Annotated in this window: 17 protein-coding genes; 1 reads left to right on the top strand and 16 read right to left on the bottom strand. The window is 37.3% G+C overall.

Features of this window, described 5'->3' with window-relative positions:
- Positions 1 to 2: 2 nt before the first annotated feature.
- From BLP54_RS07835 to BLP54_RS07770, 14 genes are all read right to left on the bottom strand, one after another.
- Positions 3 to 965 (bottom strand): glycosyltransferase family 2 protein, encoded by a 963-nt coding sequence (locus tag BLP54_RS07835; protein WP_090168473.1) that lies wholly within the window; start codon positions 963 to 965, stop codon positions 3 to 5.
- A complete protein-coding gene (locus tag BLP54_RS07830; RefSeq protein ID WP_090168470.1) occupies positions 965 to 1,849 on the bottom strand; it encodes a glycosyltransferase family 2 protein in 885 nt (294 codons plus the stop codon). Before BLP54_RS07830 ends, BLP54_RS07835 begins: the two co-directional genes overlap by 1 nt.
- A gap of 64 nt (positions 1,850 to 1,913) precedes the next feature.
- Positions 1,914 to 3,335 (bottom strand): sugar transferase, encoded by a 1,422-nt coding sequence (locus BLP54_RS07825; protein WP_090168468.1) that lies wholly within the window; start codon positions 3,333 to 3,335, stop codon positions 1,914 to 1,916.
- An 11-nt stretch (positions 3,336 to 3,346) separates the two neighbouring features.
- A complete protein-coding gene (locus BLP54_RS07820) occupies positions 3,347 to 4,570 on the bottom strand; it encodes a UTP--glucose-1-phosphate uridylyltransferase (protein ID WP_090168466.1) in 1,224 nt (407 codons plus the stop codon).
- Between the two features lie 199 nt (positions 4,571 to 4,769).
- On the bottom strand, positions 4,770 to 5,987 hold the full coding sequence (locus BLP54_RS07815) for an ATP-grasp domain-containing protein (protein ID WP_090168463.1): 1,218 nt from the start codon (positions 5,985 to 5,987) through the stop codon (positions 4,770 to 4,772).
- Between the two features lie 49 nt (positions 5,988 to 6,036).
- On the bottom strand, positions 6,037 to 7,008 hold the full coding sequence (locus tag BLP54_RS07810; RefSeq protein ID WP_090168460.1) for a glycosyltransferase: 972 nt from the start codon (positions 7,006 to 7,008) through the stop codon (positions 6,037 to 6,039).
- A gap of 4 nt (positions 7,009 to 7,012) precedes the next feature.
- On the bottom strand, positions 7,013 to 7,765 hold the full coding sequence (locus BLP54_RS07805; protein WP_090168459.1) for a WbqC family protein: 753 nt from the start codon (positions 7,763 to 7,765) through the stop codon (positions 7,013 to 7,015).
- Complete coding sequence (locus BLP54_RS07800) at positions 7,762 to 8,718, bottom strand: acyltransferase family protein (protein WP_090168456.1); 957 nt, start codon at positions 8,716 to 8,718, stop codon at positions 7,762 to 7,764. Before BLP54_RS07800 ends, BLP54_RS07805 begins: the two co-directional genes overlap by 4 nt.
- A gap of 6 nt (positions 8,719 to 8,724) precedes the next feature.
- Positions 8,725 to 9,834, bottom strand: a complete 1,110-nt coding sequence (locus BLP54_RS07795; protein ID WP_090168453.1) for a DegT/DnrJ/EryC1/StrS family aminotransferase — start codon at positions 9,832 to 9,834, stop codon at positions 8,725 to 8,727.
- 12 nt (positions 9,835 to 9,846) lie between these two features.
- The gene (locus BLP54_RS07790; protein WP_176754508.1) at positions 9,847 to 11,610 is read right to left on the bottom strand and encodes an ABC transporter ATP-binding protein; all 1,764 of its coding nucleotides are present in this window, start codon (positions 11,608 to 11,610) and stop codon (positions 9,847 to 9,849) included.
- A gap of 15 nt (positions 11,611 to 11,625) precedes the next feature.
- The gene (locus BLP54_RS07785) at positions 11,626 to 13,500 is read right to left on the bottom strand and encodes a glycosyltransferase (RefSeq protein WP_090168447.1); all 1,875 of its coding nucleotides are present in this window, start codon (positions 13,498 to 13,500) and stop codon (positions 11,626 to 11,628) included.
- 27 nt (positions 13,501 to 13,527) lie between these two features.
- Positions 13,528 to 14,613, bottom strand: coding sequence for a glycosyltransferase family 2 protein (locus BLP54_RS07780; RefSeq protein WP_176754507.1), 1,086 nt, complete (start codon positions 14,611 to 14,613; stop codon positions 13,528 to 13,530).
- 12 nt (positions 14,614 to 14,625) lie between these two features.
- Entirely contained in the window at positions 14,626 to 15,591 is a 966-nt protein-coding gene (locus tag BLP54_RS07775) for a glycosyltransferase family 2 protein (RefSeq protein ID WP_090168441.1), read from the bottom strand.
- A gap of 1 nt (position 15,592) precedes the next feature.
- Positions 15,593 to 16,330, bottom strand: coding sequence for a glycosyltransferase family 32 protein (locus BLP54_RS07770; RefSeq protein ID WP_090168438.1), 738 nt, complete (start codon positions 16,328 to 16,330; stop codon positions 15,593 to 15,595).
- Between the two features lie 26 nt (positions 16,331 to 16,356).
- Here BLP54_RS07770 and BLP54_RS07765 point away from each other — a divergent pair, with 26 nt between their 5' ends.
- Complete coding sequence (locus BLP54_RS07765) at positions 16,357 to 17,313, top strand: glycosyltransferase family 2 protein (protein WP_090168435.1); 957 nt, start codon at positions 16,357 to 16,359, stop codon at positions 17,311 to 17,313.
- Here the strand turns inward: BLP54_RS07765 and BLP54_RS07760 are convergent.
- Positions 17,300 to 18,346, bottom strand: a complete 1,047-nt coding sequence (locus tag BLP54_RS07760) for a glycosyltransferase family 2 protein (protein WP_090168431.1) — start codon at positions 18,344 to 18,346, stop codon at positions 17,300 to 17,302. The genes BLP54_RS07765 and BLP54_RS07760 overlap by 14 nt on opposite strands.
- A 5-nt stretch (positions 18,347 to 18,351) precedes the next feature.
- Positions 18,352 to 18,756 carry a hypothetical protein gene (locus BLP54_RS07755; RefSeq protein WP_090168429.1) on the bottom strand — a complete coding sequence of 135 codons (405 nt, stop codon included), beginning with the start codon at positions 18,754 to 18,756 and terminating at the stop codon, positions 18,352 to 18,354.
- Between the last annotated feature and the right edge of the window lie 309 nt (positions 18,757 to 19,065).

Raw genomic sequence — 19,065 nt, 5'->3', positions numbered from 1 at the left:
TCCTAAACCCAAAGCCTAAACCATAGGTTGTGGTGAGCTCTGGTAAAATTATTTTTTGAATAAAAACTCATTCGCTTGAACTTCCCCTTCTCTCCAATCTTTGAGTAACGGAGAAGAACATTCTTCTTGTCCTTTGGAAGCCATTCTGCCTTTGCGATTTCACCAGCAAATACTCTGGACTCATTAACAAAAGCCTTTTTCTTTTCAAATATAGACCCCTGTTTCAAATCCTGAATATTTCTTGAGGCCTTATCTGATTCTGTCTCTGTTACAGCTCCCATGGTATTATGACCTGTCTGTCTATAATATGCCAGTGGCTCATCAATAGCAACCACCTTTCCCATAATCGCTGCAATTTCCAAAACCAGTGCATCGTGCATTGGGATATTTTTCATATCTAATTCTGGCTCAAGCTGAACTACCAAATCCCTGAGCTGACGATTAAAGCACATCGTGCATCCAGCAGCTGGATTATCTATTAAGATTTGAGTATATGCCGTATTTGATGGCAAACGACCAATATATCTTATGAAGGAATCGGATAGATTATTCAGATTATCATCGGCAACAACCATATCCGTAAATACACATACCGGCTGAACCTCATCCCCTTCATAATGAATCATCCCCTCAGCTTCTTCCAAGGCTTCCACGGACCGCTTCACCTTTTCTGGAAACCAAACATCATCCTGATCACAGAACATATAATAATCTGCTTCTGTTTTGCCAAGCATCCATAAAAAATTCTCCTTTGGACCGCCACAGGAATCACCATACAAAATCTCTATCCTGTCAGGGTATTTATCACGATATTCATTTATTATATCTACAGTTGAATCTGTAGAGCCATCATCATGAACTACCAGTCTAAATTCCTGACTAGTCTGTCCAAAAAGACTGTCTAGCTGCTGCCTAAGGTATTGTTCACCATTATAGGTAGCAAGAAGTATAGCTGTATCTCTCATTATCTGTTAAACCCGTATCCAGTACCTGTTTTCTTCTTAAATTTAACATTATCAATAAACAAACCAAGATTAGCCAACGAGCAGGTAATCTTTCCAAATGTACCACTGGCTCTAAACTGATTCTTGTAGCTAATCATTTCATGAAGTGTGAAAATATCTTCCTGCTTAAAATACTCGCAGTCATGAAGCAAATCAATGAAATCAAATACTGATTTATCTGTAACTGTAGTGTCTGCAGATAGATTAGCTGAAGTGTATCTGTGAACATATAGTGGCTCATCATAATAATGGAATTTCATGCCCTTAGCCAACATCAACAGCCAAAGGAAATAATCATCTGCTCCATTTTCTGTCATAATATGTTCCTTCCAGAACTCTGGTACAGAAGACTTTTTGATAAGGCACTGACCTGGGGAGATAATCTGAATGCCGATTCGTAAATACGTATTCAAATCTCCAATCAAAGCCTTGTGTGCGCTATTACGATACCATAAAAGCCTGCTGCCGTCTGACTGCTCTAGTGAAGCATTTGCTACTTCAACATCAGACTGAGAAGTCAGCGCTGATTTAAGCAACTTTACAAGTGCGTCCTCTGTAAGGGAATCATCCTGGTCCAAAAACATGATGTAATCACCAGAGGCTTCTGATAACCCTGACACTCTGCTATAGTGAATACCTTTGTTTTCTGGATTAGTAATTACCTTAATGAACTGTCCCTCAGAAGCAGGTGCCTCAAGCTTTTTCCATGGACTGTCATTTACAAGAATCACCTCAAGCTCATGCCCCATTTTTGTAAGGGATAATTCGTTGGCAATAAGTATATCCACTAAATTATCCATATATTTATCACCCTCATAAAAAGGTGTGATTACCGAAATTTTCATTTTTTGTCTCCAATATAAAATTAACCTAGTAAAGGATATTATACCCTTTACTAGGTCTATTTGTCTATTTAGAACCTGATCCCTTTAATACGACTGCGATTGTCTTAAGGATAATCTGTAAGTCAAGTCCAAGTGACCAATTCTTAATATATTCTGTATCAAGTGCCACGACTTCTTCGAAGTCTGTGATATCACTTCTACCGCTTACCTGCCACATTCCTGTAAGCCCTGGACGGCTGGCAAGACGAGCTTTGTGATGCAACTCATACTGTACAAATTCATTCTCTGTAGGTGGTCTTGTACCAACCAGAGACATATCTCCGATTAAAACATTCCAGAACTGTGGAAGCTCATCGATAGAATACTTTCTAATGAAATGACCTGCTGGGAAGATACGAGGATCGTTCTCCATCTTGAACATAAGTCCATTCATTTCATTCTGATCCATAAGCTCTTTTTTACGCTCCTCAGCATCAGTGTACATGCTTCGGAACTTGTAGAACTTAAAGCGGCGACCATTCTTTCCGATACGTGTCTGTGAGAAGAATACAGGGCCTGGGGCCTGAATCTTGATTACAGGTGCTATGAAAACAAAAGCAACTGCACTGATAAGCAATCCTACCAAGCTACCGAGAATATCGATTGTTCTCTTGCAGAAGGCTTCACGGTTTGTGGCCATGTGCATACTAGTTGTCATAGTGATGTAATCACCATAGTACTCAATAGCACGGTTCTTCATCAGATGTTCTGTATGGATAAGGGAAATGTGAACTGTACATCCCAAATCTGTAAGACGCTCAGCAAGAAGTTCCTCGCTGTATCTATTCTTTCCATCGATGAAAACCTCATCTACTACATGGGTACGGATGTATTCAAATACAGAATCACAATCTCCTACAACAGGAACACCCTGTATTTTCTTTCCAACCCAATCCTTATCAATAATGGCACAGCCAACAACCTTGTACTCAACATAATCAGATGCCGCCAACTGGCTAAGACAGTGATTAATTGTGCTTGAATCAGCGATAACAAGCATCGATGATTTTAAGCTGTCATCATGCTTTCTCACACGAACAATACGCTTAAAAACAATACGAACTGCAAACATGATAAAGACCATAAGTACGAACCATGATAAAATCACAACTCGTGAAATACGATTTGAATATCTGAATGCATAGAGGAATATTAATATTCCACATAAGTTAACAAACGAATGAATTACTACTGCTTTTAACTCCTGCCACTTATTTCTATGAACAATACCTGTATATGGATCTCTCAAAGCAGCATTTAAAACGCTGGCAAAGACGATCATAATCATGATATTTTCATAAATATACTCGTGTGGGATTACATCCCAGAAAAGTATTCTTTCGAAGCGGAAAAACAGGGCAATTATCATAGCAAGCAAAGCTGCTATAGTGTCTAATAAAATTATGTCCCAGTGCTTTGCCCAAAACTTTTTCTTTTTCTTATACATTACCCTACCCTTTACAATACAACACCGTTTTTCTGAAGTAACTCTCTTGCACTATCAACTGAATCTACCCCATGAAGATTCTTGATTGGTGCGAACTCATAATTTCTATCAACCTCGAATGCAAGGTTGTTATCCATCATGTGGATCATATCAAGAACTAAAAGTTCGAACTTATAACCATTTGGTTCTGTAGGCGATACCTTCTCACCTGCCTCATTAATAAATGGAATCTTCTTTTCTACTACGTGTACAACGAGGTTGTTGTTAACAATCTCATCAAGCTTCTCAACTGAGAATAAGTAGTTAAGAATAACACCATATTTGTAAAGAAGACTTCCGTCCTCAGCCTTTGCCTCAGACATCTCCTTTGACATCTCATAGTACTCTACGATGCTTGGCTTGCCATCCTCTAAGCAAAGAAGTCCCATCTTCTCAGCTGGCTCTACCTTACGAACAACCTTTGAACCTGATACATAGTTTCCAAGGATTGTAGCGCCAACAAATAAAGGATCTGCAATTCTCTGAAGAACATTATCTACAGCAAATACATTGATCCACTTAAGACCACGTGCCTGAATATCACTCTTAAGACCTGCCTTCATCATAGAAGCATACCAACCACCGTTTCCGTTTGGTGATGTAGCAAGACGACCTTCCTCCTCAAGAAGAAGCTTTCCGTCATAATCTACTGCGCAAGCCATATCCTGAATGAAGAACTTAACGTAATCTGGATTGTAACCGAAGTAATTGTGCTCCTTAAAGAAGTTCTGAGTAGCTTCATCGTTCTTCTCACTAGTCATGATGTAAAGAGGAACAAATGCACCTGCCTTATTAACTACTTCCATAAGGTTATTGATGAGGCACTCGAAAATAAATAACTCGTGTGTCTGACCAACATTGTAGCAACCCTTTGGTAAATCAAAACCAAGACGTGTACCCATACCGCCTGCGAGAAGAACGGCTCCTACCTCGCCTTTTTTGATGGCCTCAAGACCTGCTGCTTCGAACTCAGCCTTTCTCTCAGCGATTTCTGAAAGCTCAATAGCTGGAGGAACTGTAAACTCTCCTCTAGCATCATTTGAATCATTTCCGATGAGCTTAAAATCAGACCAGTTGATATTTTCGATCTGAGCAAGAAATGCTTCCTGCTTTTCAGCGGAAAGATTATCAAACCCTTTCATTACATGACCCTGTCCAGCTTTTTCAAGGATCTCAATAGCTTTTTCCTTTGTCATATATCTCTATCTCCCTACTAAATATTGTCACTGCGAACATTTTGTAGCACTTCTTTGCTACAACTTTCTCCGAGTTCACAGTTTCTTCACAAGTGTATATATAATACTATCTTTTTCGCAAAAAATGTGCATAAAAATGCATGCTTTTTATGTTGCATAATAGTGATTTGACACACTATCAAAGATTGTGTGTAGATTATTACACAGCATATCCCTTCTCAAATCGATAGTGACACACCAAATCTTTGCCAGTTACAGAAATAACCTGAACTGTTTTATTAATAAAATCTATGTATTCTTCATGATGTTCAACATCAGTAAAGAACATTATATAACCAAGAACCTGTTTCATTCCGGTGTTTTCCTGAACTATGTCGCCCACCTGTCTAAACTGCTGAATATTAAATTCCTGTGGACGAGCTCGTAAAACATCAAGTCCCCTTATTTCAGCAATTTCACCTGGCTTTAACCAGATAGCATAACTAAATAATTGTCCCTGCTGTGGTACTGTCTTTGGATTTGTATTTTCTCCCAAAGCATTATCAAGCATTACGTCGCAAAGGAACTTTTCACCTGGAAATTTGCCTCCTGGCAAACGATAATTCATTTCAAGAACAGCAACCTTTTCACCATCAGTGATAACCTGAATACCTGCAACACCAGCTTTGATTTCGAGCTTCTCAAAAAGCTCAACAATTGGCTTTTCTAGTATTTTCTCAAACATTTTCTTGTGCTTGGTTGGACATGCTCCAAATACACGTCTGTGAGCGTCATATTTGCAGGCACAATCATCACCCGCTGCGTTCATATAAGGCACTCCGTCTATGACTCCGTAAATAAGTCCTACCTGCTCACCAGGCACAAATTCTTCTACAATAACTCTCTTGATTGTAGACTTTTCATAAGCATCCAAATATCCCTCTGTTAGCTCGGCTTCATTATTGCAGATATGAAGCCCAATGCTAGAACAACCATCCGCTGGCTTAACAACAGCTGGATATTTTATCTTTGCCAAATCGTCCGCTCTCAATTCTATATCAAGATCGTATTCATATGGAACTGGGATACCACATTCCTGACAAATCTCTTTGAAAGCCAGTTTGTCATTTGTAATATCCCATGCCTTCTGATTGGCATAAAATGGTAAATTTAATCTTTCGCAAAGTTCTTTATTAGCTTTAATACAAACTTCGCTGGCGCCGCAAAGAATGGCGTCGATTTTTTCCTGTTTACATCTCTCCTCTATAGTATCGATATCAAGAACACTTAAATTCCATGCCTCATCTGCCATAGCTTTCACTGGAGATTGTTCCAGCGAAAGATTGTCGGTAACAATTGTGTACACTCCCCTTTCTTTCGCATGCTTAATTAGTTCATCCACATGACAATTGTTGCCCAACAATAATAACTTTTTCATAACATAAAACCTCAATTTCTAAAAAAACAAAAACTACTTACTACCCTTATTAAATTTTCCCCTGCATTTTCAGAATTAATTTTCTAAGATGTCTTGTCGAATGTATGCGCTTTAATCCTTTCTTGTCAGAAGCATCCTCAATTAACTGATTGAGAATCACCTTATAATCTTTTTTTGAAAATTTATCTGCACAAACTTCCAGCTTCATAAGCTCATATTTTCTTCTAGCATCGAAGTCGAGCTCTACGCCGAGAACCTTGGCAGTCTTTTCCATATCCTTCATTCCAGCTATGTACTTCAGAACGTTGTCTTTACTGTAGAAATCGTTCTGTGATGACCATGAGCCACTTCCTTCTGTAAGAACATAACGGTATGCAGCTAAATATTCTCCTAAGTTGTACATCTTACCTACAGCAAGCATGCAAAGAACCTGAGAACGATCAATCATTTTGCTTATATCAATGTTTGCTTCCATAAGCTTTTGCTGAAGTGCACCATAAGCTACTCTTCTATACATTGAAGTAGCTGTCTGTCCTGGGAGAAGATAATCCTGGAACATCTGTAAGGTGTACTCGCCACCTTCCTTCATGAAGCCACTCCACTGCTCAAGCTTTTCCTGTCTGTTTCCTTCTGCATCAACAATATGACAAAAACCAAAACAAGCCACATAATCTGGATGTGAATCCAAGAAATCAACCTGCTTCTGAAGCTTGTTCTCATCAATCCAGTAATCATCACCCTCTATAAAGGCTATGTACTCTCCCTGAGCACGCATCATAAGATCCAAAGTATTTCCATGCATACCAAGATTCTTCTCCCGAAGAACAGGAACGATGATATCAGGATACTTTTCTGCAAATTCCTTTATAATTTCAGCATTGCCATCTGTTGAACAATCATCTCCAACAATTGCTTCAAACTCAAAATTTGCCTTCTGTGCGATAATACTTTCAAGAGTTTTTCGAATGTATTTTTCCTGATTGTATGTAGCAACTACAATACTTACCTTCTTATTTCCCATAAGACTATTCCTCCACTAGGTCAGCAGGGCTTTCATAACCTTCTACCAACTCAAAATCATTTAACATTTCTGATATCTGCTCTTTTGAACAGAACATCATAACATCTATAATAGACAGATTTGGGATGAACTCATCACCAAACTGCTCATAGCTAATGTCTTCCTTCGTCTTTACGAATTTCAAGCCAACTTCGTTTGCTCTGAAGAAATCCTGAAAATAAAGCTTTCTACCACCAATAGCATTGTAATATTCTGTACCACCAAGCTTTTTACAAGTGGCAATAACATAGTTTTCTCTCTTGTAATCTCTGTCGAGAATGACATCCCTTGAAGCTAATTTAATTGGTGTAGTAATACCTAGCTCTCTTGCAGTAAGGGTTATTGCATTTTCAAGAAAAGTAGCAAGATTCTTCCCCTCTTCAGTAAGACCAAATTCAAGAACCTGTTTTACATGCTCATATACATGTTCAAAGTTTGGTGCATGTCTATATTCACACTGAAGTGTGTGAAGCATCTTCTCGATTTCTTCCTCTGTAAGTGAAGTCTCATGCTCATTGATAAGCTTATTCTGAGAAGGCTTACGAACAGGAAGTCTAAAATACTGAGGCTCCTTATTTATCAAGATCTTGTTTCGATTAATGTATCCTTGCTTTATAAAGTTCAGATTATCTGCTAGCACATACTCATCTACTGCATTCATAAGCTGCCAATATCCTATGTATGGAAAAAAATATGGCTGATTAATTCCTAACTTCAATTTTTCATTCTCCTCTTTTCTATAATAGTTTTAAGCTTCAGTACGCTTTTATTAACAATTACCGCTGATAGGATTGTTAACACTATTGAAGAAATCAATACCAGGATATTTTTGCTAAATATCCTTTGCATCAGACGAATAATAATCTGGTGTGTTAGAAAGATTTCCCAGGTGTACTCCCCTACAAAGTAAAACAATCTTGATTTTAGATTTAACCTCTGAAGGAACAACACGATGATAACGGTCATAGTAGTTGATCGTATCATTGTTGAATAATCAAAAGGCAGTTTCATGATTGCCAGATAAATGCTGATTACTGTTAAAATAGTTCCTACTGGCATAATCACCCAATAGATTTTCTTTTTTAAAAAGCTGGTAATCTGCTCCTTGTACATAAACAGGGCTACTCCCATGAAGAAGGTCAGTATGTCATCATACCACCAATCTCCAAATCCCAAAAGTTTGAGGGTGAAAGGATAAATCATATTACCTGCGAAAATGAAAGCTAATCTTTTTTTGTCTGAATCAAATAGCGAGTAAGCAATATCTGATAAAACAAAGAAGAATAGAATTGCCGTTAAAAAGTTATTTGTTGGCAAAGTAAAAATAACTATAGGTAAATATAATCTCCAACTTCTCTTAATCCACATCTTTTTCAAATCAGGCTTTCCCTGTAAGCGGGAATATCCTAAAGCTGTTGTATAACCTGATATCAAGAAAAAGAGTGCTATTGTAAACTGTGCGAAAAAGTAGACTCCAAAAATTGGTCCTTCGCAATTGTTTAACTCAACAAAATGATGAAAGAATACAAATATAATTAGTATTCCTTTCAGGGTCTGCGTCTGTCGTTTTGAAAAGAATTCCTTTTCAAATTCCCCTGTGTTGTAACGATGTGAAAATGCATATAGCAACAATAATGGGAAAACGCCTAAGCCAATAATGTTAGTTCCCATTAGTCCTTATTTTTTCCTTTCAATCATGTCACAGATTCTTTCAACCTGTTCAAGCTCCAAATCTGTATACAATGGAAGTGTAACAATCTGTCGCGAAATGCGATGAGCAATTGGAACATCTCCCTTATAGCCTGCATTCTTAAAACATGCAAATTCATTTGTAATAGGATAAAAGTATTTTCTAACATGAATACCCTGAGTTCCTAAAAGCTGATGCAAGGCATCTCTATCCATACCGTATTCTTCTTCGTCTACGATGATTGGACAATATGTATAGTTAAGCTCTACAGCATCCTCATCATACTGTAGGAGCTTAATTCCCTTTATCTGAGAAAGACGCTTTCTGTATGTATCAAAAAGAATCTTACGCTTCTGTCTGTTTTCTTCGAAATGAGAAAGGTTACAAAGACCCATGATGGCCTCAAACTCGTTCATCTTTGCATTTGCTCCGACGAACTCCACATTCTCCTCATCCATGATTCCAAAATTATGAAGCTGATAAACTCTTCTCATAACATCAAAATCATTTGTAACTGCACAGCCACCCTCAATTGTGTTGAAGGCTTTTGTAGCGTGGAAACTGAACATTGAAGCATCTCCTGCCTTGGCAATATTCACACCATTCACCTTTTCACCAAAGGCATGGGCAGCATCGTAAATAACCTTGAGGTTGTGCTTCTTTGCAATCTCTTCAATTCTATCTATATCACATGGCATTCCATATACATGAACTGGAACGATAGCTGTTGTCTTATCAGTGATAAGCGATTCGATTTTATCTACATCAATTGTACAGTCGCTTTCCCTAATATCACAAAAGACTGGTGTCAAACCATTACGTACAATAGCATGTGTTGTGGATGCAAATGTAAATGGAGTAGTTATAACCTCTCCTGATAAATTCATGGCCTGTAATAACATTTCAAGTGCCATGTGACCATTGCAAAGTGTAAGGCAATAGTCCACATCCATGAACTCCTTTAATTCAATGATAAAATCCTTTGTAAATTTACCTAAATTGGTAAGGTTGTGTGTACTCCAAATTTCCTTTAAGTACTCCATGTACTCCTCTAATGGTGGAAGTACTGGTTTTGTGACATAAATTCCCTGACTCATAACATTTCCCTTTTAAAAATCATTCATAAGCTGCTGAATTTCAGCTTCATTTATAACTGTAACCTTAGTATCGCATATACGATATACTCTATCGCATGCAGATAATACACTAGGACGATGTGTTGTAAGGATACAGGTACGTTTTGTGTCCTTCTTCATGAGGTTACTAAGAACCTTTCTTTCTGTAGCAACATCAAGAGCGGAAGTCGCCTCATCCATAAGTAGTATAGGTGTCTTTCTAAGGATTGCTCTTGCAATTGCAAGTCTCTGATTCTGTCCCTCAGAGAATCCAACACCACTTTCACCGATATTGTGATATATACCATCTGGAAGCTTCTGCACAAAATCATATGCACAGGATTGCTTTAATGCATCTATGATTTCCTCATCAGTAGCATCAGGAGCTATAAGCTGCATGTTTTCCTTGATAGTTCCAGAAAGCATTGTATTGCCCTGTGGAACATAGGCTATAAGTGAACGAGTCTCTGTTGAGAATCCGTACTTTTCGCCGTTTTCTGGAAGCTGTGCGTATACATTTCCGGAAGCAGCCTTAAGAATTCCAAGAAGGATTCTAAGCATTGTTGTCTTACCTTCACCTGAAGGACCAACAAGAGCAATGATCTCTCCTGGATTAGCCTCGAGATTTACGTTGTTGAAAATCTGACGTCCTGTTTTGTATGCAAAGCTCATATCATCAACATGAACTGAAACACCGTTTTTATCTGTCTCAACTGCAAACTTTTCATACTCTACAGTCTCAACAAGCTTTTCGTTATGGATGTTGATAATATCTCTTACACGTTCAATTGAAACTGTAAGCTGTAATGAAAGGGGAATCTGCTGTAAAAGTGCCTTTCCTGCAACAGCGATTCTGTATGCCATCATGATTACTACTGTAAGGGCACCAAGTGTCATAGCACCTGAATCAACTCTGAAAAATGCCCAGCCGATACAGATAATTGCTGAGAAAATACCAGCAAGGTATGTGATAATCCATGACATAAGTGAGTACATATTGGACTTCATGTCAGCAGCATATCTGTCCTGCTCCAAAAAATTAATTCGTCTATAGAATTCATCTGCAAGACCGAATGCCTTAACAGCCTGAATATTGTGGAAGGACTCCTTGCTGTAAGCAGTCTCTTTACTTTCAATCTTTTTAATTGCTGTCTGTGACTCATATATTTTTCTCATGAATAATCTTGATGAGAATACGATTATAGGAGCAACAACAATAACTACAAGAATCATGCTAGCATCATTCACAAGAATAACTGTAAGTGCCACGATAATCATCAATGATTGTGTGATGATTGTGGTAAGGAACGTACCTACATTCTGCGAAATTGTCTTTGCATCGGTAGACATTCTTGTAATCAAATCACCTGAGTGAAAGGCTGTAAGCTCTTCCCAATCAGCCTTAAGTACTTTATTGAAAAGCTTCTTAACCATATCTGCCTGCATAGAATTGTAATTCCATGCTGCTGTACGGTTTGACGCTATGCTTAGTATGGCGTTTCCAAAGAACAACCCGGCGTATAGTAATCCCATACCTATTACCTTGTCTGTGTTCTTTGCAACTGCAAAATCAACAACATTTCCAATCTTATAGGTTATGAAAAAGTCAACACCCATACGCATTATTTCTATAAAAGCATATAGTAGGATTCTGCCTAAATACATCCTGTAAAATGAGTAAACCCATCTAAGGTTGTAATATAGTCTGCTAATAATTCCGTCCTTGAAATTTAATACTTTATTTTTATATTTTCCCAAAACGCTCTCCATTCTCTAACTGTCTGAATTTTGTTTGTACTCTTCTGGATTAATTATCACAGAGAGGTACTCAAAACGCTGATGTCTGTCCAGCTGCGAATAGTTTTTTATATACTCACGGAGCATTATCCGCCTGAATTTATTATTCAAACCATACTTCTTAAAGGAAGAATGGTCGTAGGTTGGCATTAGCCAAATAATCTCTTCAAACAACGAATATACTATCAATCTGTAGAAGCCACCGTAGATTTGCCTTTTGCAAAATTTCACCCTGTCTTTGTGGGCTTCTATGATATCGAAGTGCTTTATATTGGCTGCCTGCTTTGCACCGGTTATGCTGTCATCTCGGATTCTGTAATGATACAAAGCCTTTGGCGTTGTGCATATCAAGCGAGATTCATCTATCAATCTATGGATAATGTATTCATCCTCGTGAAGCTTTCCTGTTGGATAACTCACCTTGTCAAAAAGCTTTTTCTTATAAAGCTTGTTCCAGGCCACATTTATCACCAAATAATCTTCAGTAAAAATATTACTGAGAATATTCATTGCTGAGGTTCGTGAGTATACCTTGTTATCTTTGATGCTAATTTCCTGTGGTGTGCTGCTTTCCTTTATCAATCCACAGACTGTGATATCAGCATCAGTTTCCATTGATACCTTCAGCAGCTCTTCAATGTAATCTGGTTCAACCCAATCATCTGAATCAACCACTGCTATATACTGACCTGTTGCCGCCTTGATTCCTGTGTTTCTGGCTGCAGACAAGCCGCCATTTTGTTGATGTATGTATAAGAAGCGTGAATCCTTTTGTGAAAAGCTTTCGGCAATATTACCTGAGCTGTCAGTGGAGCCGTCATCTACCATAATCACCTGAATATTTTTGTAGGTCTGACTTGATATTGATTCAAGACACTTTGCAAGGTAATCCTGTACGTTGTAGATTGGAACCACAATGCTTACCTGTGGATTGTCTGGCTTTTGGTAAGCAGGCTTCACACCTATATGTTCCATCAACTCAAGAACCAGCCTTGGTTCATTAACAAATGATATCTTTCTTGCGAAAAGCTTTTCTGACTGCTTTAGCTCATCTAAATCCGTATATGCGAATTTGTAAGGATTTCCACGATTCCAATCAATTAGCCTTAGATTATCCCCAGCTATCCTCGCTTTATAAACTGAATTGTAAGCTACCGTTGGAATAAAGAATTCATCTGGGGTGTTTGCAAAGGTGGAAAGCCTCATGATTTTGTTTTTCTTTGATAGCAAAAATCTTGCAAAATCATCCGTAATGGAAACCCAATTATCGCCCTTTACAAATTCAATATTTTGGTATTTTTTTCTTCTATCAAAGCCTTTGGCTTCCTGCCTTCCAACGAGCTCCCAATTTTTATCTTTTATGCGCCGTAGAATGGCATTTTGTTTGCCAGGGCCATCAAAATGACCTCGCCCTATCCACCGCATAAAGTAGTGATAATATCTTATTTTCCAAGCGAACTCATCACCGTTATCACCGTCAAAATGATAGTTTATGAATTCTAAATCCTTATCTCTTAAATAGTCGTGGATTTCATCCTGAGATTTTAAAGGAAAATCTACTCCCGAGAGGAAATGATAATAATGATAGTGCCCTGCCTTTGTGGCTTTTTCTAAAAGCTTCAGTTCACATTTCACAAAGCTTGAATGTCCCCAGCGGACCTTCATTCTTGGCACAAAGAATAGACCAGCTTTTTCTACCCAAGATTTGATTTCATCAAAATCTGCGTAGCTGGTTCTTTTGTCGATATGTATAAATATGTCATTTCTATCATCATCAATCGCCTGTAATAAATACTTTAGTGATTCAAAATCACTGTGCGCCATGACTAGATATGCATGCTTCTTTTCCACAACATTAATCTCCTTTAGGACAAGCCTTTAGGATAGCTTCCACTCCCTTAAAGTCTCCCTTTTTCGCAACATGCGATATAGATCATAACCCTTTAAATATATCTCCCTTATATGGTCTTTATTTAAGTGTGCGGCTATGTAAAGACCATATCTATAGTAAAGCTTAGATATTTCAGGATAAAACATCTTGCTAAACTCATCTTTGTGTTTTAAGGTCTCTGAAAGATATTTTTTGTAAAAATCATCATCAACCTCTTTAGAAATCTGTAAGGCTTCCTCCGCAGTATATGACTTAAAGCCATGAATCATCAGCTTGTAAAAGAGCTGATAAAATTTGCCATTTAATTCTTTATCGAAAGCCTCATTAAAACGAGATTCAATCCCCTTTGATAATTCCAGATGCTGCCTGAAATTATTAGATAATGCTTTTGACTTTGCCATTGCTGAATCTGATCGGATAAGATAATAGTAAAGCCTGTCTTCAATGCAATTGATTGAGTTTGCATAGAATCCATAGCAAGTATTAAATTCTAAATCCTCACCGATGTGACAGCTTTCATCAAAGGCAAGACCCTTTTCTTTTATTATGGAAGTACGGAATAGCTTGTTCCAAACCTCATAACCAATGAAATATTCTAAAAGCTCATCTCTAATAAGATTAAAGCGAGCTTCCTGTGTGCTGGTGTCTTTAAAGCCATGGTGGAAGCTATACTGCTCCAGTAGATTGCCCTCTTCGTCAACACGATTGTATTGGCAATTAACCCAATCTGCTCCTGTTGATTCCATAGCATTTACCAATCGCTCAACCCCATTCTTTGCAAGATAATCATCTGCATCAACGAACTGGATGTATTCGCCATTTACCTGAGTCAGGGCAAAATTTCTAGTGGCTGAAACGCCTTCATTCTCTCGTCTAAATCCCCTCACTCTTTCATCTTGTGCCATGAAGCCCTCAATATGGGACCAGGTGTTATCCTTTGAGCCATCGTCAACAATCAGCACCTCAATAGCTGTGTAAGTCTGCGCAAGGATAGATTCGATGCAGCTGTCTATGTAGTTTTCTACGTTGTAAGCTGGAATAATGATGGATACCAGCTTTTTATCTTTGCACAACCTTTTCACCTCTTACAAATACTTGATAAATGTCTTGCAGAATAACCCTGGGGTTATTGTAAACATCTTATATTTAGCCTTCTGCTTATCTGAAAGCAGATATGAATATTTATCATACATCTCAGAATACTTTTTCTTTACAGCATTCTGCATGTTAGGATTGCCTGTTTTGTAGAATTCGGCCAGCTTAATGAAAATCCATTTAGCAACCTTTAGCGCGTATTCTTCATCGTCATATTTTTCCAGAGCAAGCTGGATTCTCTCATCATATGCATCAGCAAATTCCAGATGATACATTGCATTTTTATTTTTCTCACCAGTGATGCCGGTTTCATTGGAACGATAAATGTAATTCTGTAATGGAACAAAGGTAACATTTTCCACTGTTCTAAACATATTGTTAATCATGAATTCGTCTTCATGATAGATGCCCTTTGCAAAACGGTTTTCCTGAAACAGCTTTCTTTTGTACATCTTGTTCCAGATAACAACCATGATTACATATTCTTTTGATAATGGGTTAGAAAGCCAATCCATGCATCCTTTTACATCAAGTTTTATCACCTTGTCCAAAGGCCTGTCAGGCTCACCAACCTTGGCTGAAACTATATCGCACATAACAATATCAGCATCAGTTTTTTCCATGGCAATGATAAATGTCTCAAGGAAATTCTCTGTTACAAAGTCATCGTTATCAACAAAGCAGATATAATCACCCTTTGCCATTTCAAGTCCCTTGTTGCGAGTAACTGCAACACCTGAATTATTCTGATGAACAACCCTTATTCTAGAATCCTTTTTGTACCATTCATCACAAATAGCACCACTAGAATCCTTTGAGCCATCATCAATGAGAATAAGCTCAAAATTCTGATAGGTCTGTTTCATTATTGAGCTAATGCAATAATCAAGAAATTTCTCAGCATCATAAACTGGAACGATTACTGATATTAATTTATCCTGTGGTCTTTGCTCCAAATCAGTGTTCTCCTTTTAGCTTGTCTTTAATAGAAATTATATCTTTAAACAGCTTTTGGCCTTTTTCTTCTCCAAAGGTTCTGTTAAGAAACCTCATTAGCACAGTGTATTTATGTGCGCTTTTCCCCTTCCAGCTTTCATCAAAATGATGAATTGAAAAGGTATTTTCGGTAATTTTAGTTCTTCCAGTGGTCCAGCTTTTAGGGCAAAAATAATCTACTGGATATACCTCCATTCCATGGATTTGCTGATGTGTGCCATCTAGCCTTAGTCCGTGATTAAGCAACACCTTTGTCCTTAGCTTGGGACTTTCGATGTATTGATCTAAACCATCATATTCTGCAAGCATTTCTTTAAATATTGGATAGCCTGCAACTCCACCGAAGCCTTGGCCGTCACCTATTAGGTCTGTTCTTTCAAAGCCGATAAATGCATTTGCTTTACATAATGGTGATAAATCCTTTAATACCTCAACATCTGTATCCAAATAAATTCCACCATGCTGAATTAGTACATCTAAGCGAGCATAATCAGAAACGAATGCCCATTTTTTATCATTAAAAGCCTTTTCCATAAATGGATGTTTATGAATATCGTAATTGTTTTCGTTCCATTCGATTATTTCGAAATCTGGGCAGTGTTTTTTCCAGGAATCAATGCAACGCAAAACGCTAGCAGATTTCTCTGCCCCACCAAACCAAAAATAATGTATTTTTTTAGGTATTAGTAACTCACTCATAAAACTCCTCAAGGTTATTTGCAGTGATGATTAAATTCACATATAATCAAGATATGAATAAAACAATCACAACAATAATTCCATTTTATAATTGTGGCGCTGGGCTATGCCAAATGCTTGACAGTATTTTGGCTGGCACTGTTACGCCAGATGAAATACTTTTAATCGATGATGGCTCCACTGATAATTCACCAGCTATCGCCATGGATTATGCTAGTAAGCATCCATTCATAAAATACATACATCAAGATCATGCTGGTGTATCCACCGCTAGAAACCTAGGCGCCAAATATGCCACATCTCATTGGATTAGTTTTTTAGACGCAGATGATTATTTAGAAAAAAATTATTATGAATGTATGATTTCTGGTCTAACGGATAAAAATATAGCTGGATGTGTATGCGGATATTTTACCGAGGTGGATGGTCTCACAACCTCCTACACTGGCTCATATCCAAAAGCCATTGATTCAAGCACTCTTTTAAAGGCTATGTTTTCCGACGATAATGTCAGAGGTTTTTTATTTACTCGTCTCTTTAGAGCAGAGCTTATAAAAGATATTTACTTTAATACCGCTATAAGTATGTGTGAAGATTTATTATTTCAAACCACCTTGTTTTCTAAGAATCCTGATTTGAAATTTACTTATATAAATCTTCCTTTATATCACTATGTGCAAAGTAGCACATCTGCGACCAATAACATTAATCTGTTCAAAGGAACAGTATTTAAATATAAACCTGCCTTCGATGAAATCAGAAATTTGATTTCAGAAGACTTTGTGGAGGACAGCTATAATTCAATTCTTGAATACAGCATGTACCGTCTTCTAAAAGAATATAAGAATGGGAATAAAGAGGTGCTACCTCAAATTAGAGGAGTTCAAACTGAACTAAAAAATGTTCATCCTTCCCATTCCTCAAAAAGGCGCCTGGCCTACATAATCGCTCCGATTATGTATAGCCATCTTAGCCCTTCATAAGCTGGTATATACCACGGAAGAAATAGAATATCTGGAATATTCTAGTTCTTAAGCACACATATCTAAGTGTGCTTATTTTTTTTGCAGCGTATGTTTCTTTTAGTATGGTCTGAAATTCTTTGGATTTCAGTTCTTTGCTTAGCTTTTTCTTAACGCTGCATCTTTCGTCTCGTTCAGCTGCCTCATACATGCTGGTAAGACGACAAACCCAATCATAAATATAAAGGCTTTTTACAACTAAAATATTGTCAGCTGTAACACCGGATTCTTTTGATATCCAATTAATAAAACGCCTGTAGATACATTTTGTATCTTCTAAGTCACCAACATGATATGTGATAGAAAGACTGTCACGGGTTCTCTTTACATAGTGATATAGGCATTCATTAATTACACCTATATTTCCAGGACATTTTTCCAAGTAATCTAAATTAAATCTAAGGTCTTCACCTATGTTAGTGCCAACGTTGAATCTGATATTGTTATCATTTAAAAATTTCAAATCATAACATTTGTTAGTAACAAAATTAAAAATCTTAAGCCATGCAAGGGTAGATGCTGCTGTGCGGGAAATCAAATAACTTTCGCCTTCAACGAAGCCGTAGCTTGCTTCCAACAAACATTTTTTATTCTTTACATTTCTGTTGTAAAGATTATCAAAAAACATTCCGCAACAAATAAAGCTTATTTCAGAATTGGACCAATCCTCTATAGCGCGAGCATAGCGCTCTACAAGATTAGGCTCAGGATAATCATCCGCATCACAGAAAATTACATATTCTCCTGTTGCATGATCTATTCCTTCGTTACGTGTAGCAGAAACACCCACATTGCTATGAGTGTATGCCTTTACTCTAAAATCTCTCTGTGCATATTCTTTCAGAATTTCATAGGTACCATCAGTAGAACCATCATCTACTGCTACTATTTCCAGTTCCTGATATGTCTGATCTAAGAGAGCATCAAGACAATGTCTTATGCTATTTTCACCGTTGTATACCGGTATTACTACCGAAATAAGATTTTTCTTCATAACATTTATGCCTTAACAAACTTCCACAATAATAGTGCCAGCTTTTTTTTAGTCTTTATAGTTTGCGGAATACCATACTCTTTAATCATTTGATTATAGAGCATACCAACTTCCTCTTTTTTTTCAGAAGAAACATTTCTATATATATATTTAACGTATTCCAAAACTCTCAATATACTGTGGTCAGCGAGCACCCTTTCCCCGCGTTCCTGAAAGTATTGAATACGTTCTTTTATTGACAAAATGTAATCAGGATATCTTTTTTCTAATCCTGATGTCATGATGCTGCAATCACGCTGATAATATTTATAAAAACACTCAGGTATATAGGCTACTAATTTGGATTTATATAATACCTTATATGTGGTTGCTTCATCTTCGTGAAGTGTTGAAAGTAACTTTACCTGCAATAAAAATTTCTTTTTTTCTTCAAAATAAATGAAGGCAAGGATAGATTAATCTGAAGCATTTTTTGTCAGATTGTTCCATTCCTTGCCTTCTTCGATTATTATAGCTCTTGTTGTGTATACTGCTAAAAAAAAGCAGGAGCCGCACCTACCACAGTCCGCTCCCGCCTTTTCTAGTTATGCATAAATTAAACTATACACAACCCTTTACAGGAAACTATGATAACTTTACTCGTGAATGAAAACAACCCTTTATCTCAAACTTTTTATAATGAATTAATTGAAGACCTCCAAATTTACAAAATTTCATGT

Origin of the sequence: Pseudobutyrivibrio sp. 49, from assembly GCF_900100545.1 — a bacterium.
In the GTDB taxonomy this organism is placed as follows: domain Bacteria; phylum Bacillota; class Clostridia; order Lachnospirales; family Lachnospiraceae; genus Pseudobutyrivibrio.
This window is presented reverse-complemented; position numbering and strand designations above follow the sequence as displayed.

What these genes read in the sequence shown, in the direction of transcription:
- BLP54_RS07795 (WP_090168453.1), bottom strand. Translation starts at nt 9,834, where the DNA reads ATGAGTCAGGGAATTTATGTCACAAAACCAGTACTTCCACCATTAGAG.
- BLP54_RS07815 (WP_090168463.1), bottom strand. Translation starts at nt 5,987, where the DNA reads ATGAAAAAGTTATTATTGTTGGGCAACAATTGTCATGTGGATGAACTA.
- BLP54_RS07830 (WP_090168470.1), bottom strand. Translation starts at nt 1,849, where the DNA reads ATGAAAATTTCGGTAATCACACCTTTTTATGAGGGTGATAAATATATG.
- BLP54_RS07810 (WP_090168460.1), bottom strand. Translation starts at nt 7,008, where the DNA reads ATGGGAAATAAGAAGGTAAGTATTGTAGTTGCTACATACAATCAGGAA.
- BLP54_RS07770 (WP_090168438.1), bottom strand. Translation starts at nt 16,330, where the DNA reads ATGAGTGAGTTACTAATACCTAAAAAAATACATTATTTTTGGTTTGGT.
- BLP54_RS07800 (WP_090168456.1), bottom strand. Translation starts at nt 8,718, where the DNA reads ATGGGAACTAACATTATTGGCTTAGGCGTTTTCCCATTATTGTTGCTA.
- BLP54_RS07820 (WP_090168466.1), bottom strand. Translation starts at nt 4,570, where the DNA reads ATGACAAAGGAAAAAGCTATTGAGATCCTTGAAAAAGCTGGACAGGGT.
- BLP54_RS07760 (WP_090168431.1), bottom strand. Translation starts at nt 18,346, where the DNA reads ATGAAGAAAAATCTTATTTCGGTAGTAATACCGGTATACAACGGTGAA.
- BLP54_RS07765 (WP_090168435.1), top strand. Translation starts at nt 16,357, where the DNA reads ATGATTAAATTCACATATAATCAAGATATGAATAAAACAATCACAACA.
- BLP54_RS07825 (WP_090168468.1), bottom strand. Translation starts at nt 3,335, where the DNA reads ATGTATAAGAAAAAGAAAAAGTTTTGGGCAAAGCACTGGGACATAATT.
- BLP54_RS07835 (WP_090168473.1), bottom strand. Translation starts at nt 965, where the DNA reads ATGAGAGATACAGCTATACTTCTTGCTACCTATAATGGTGAACAATAC.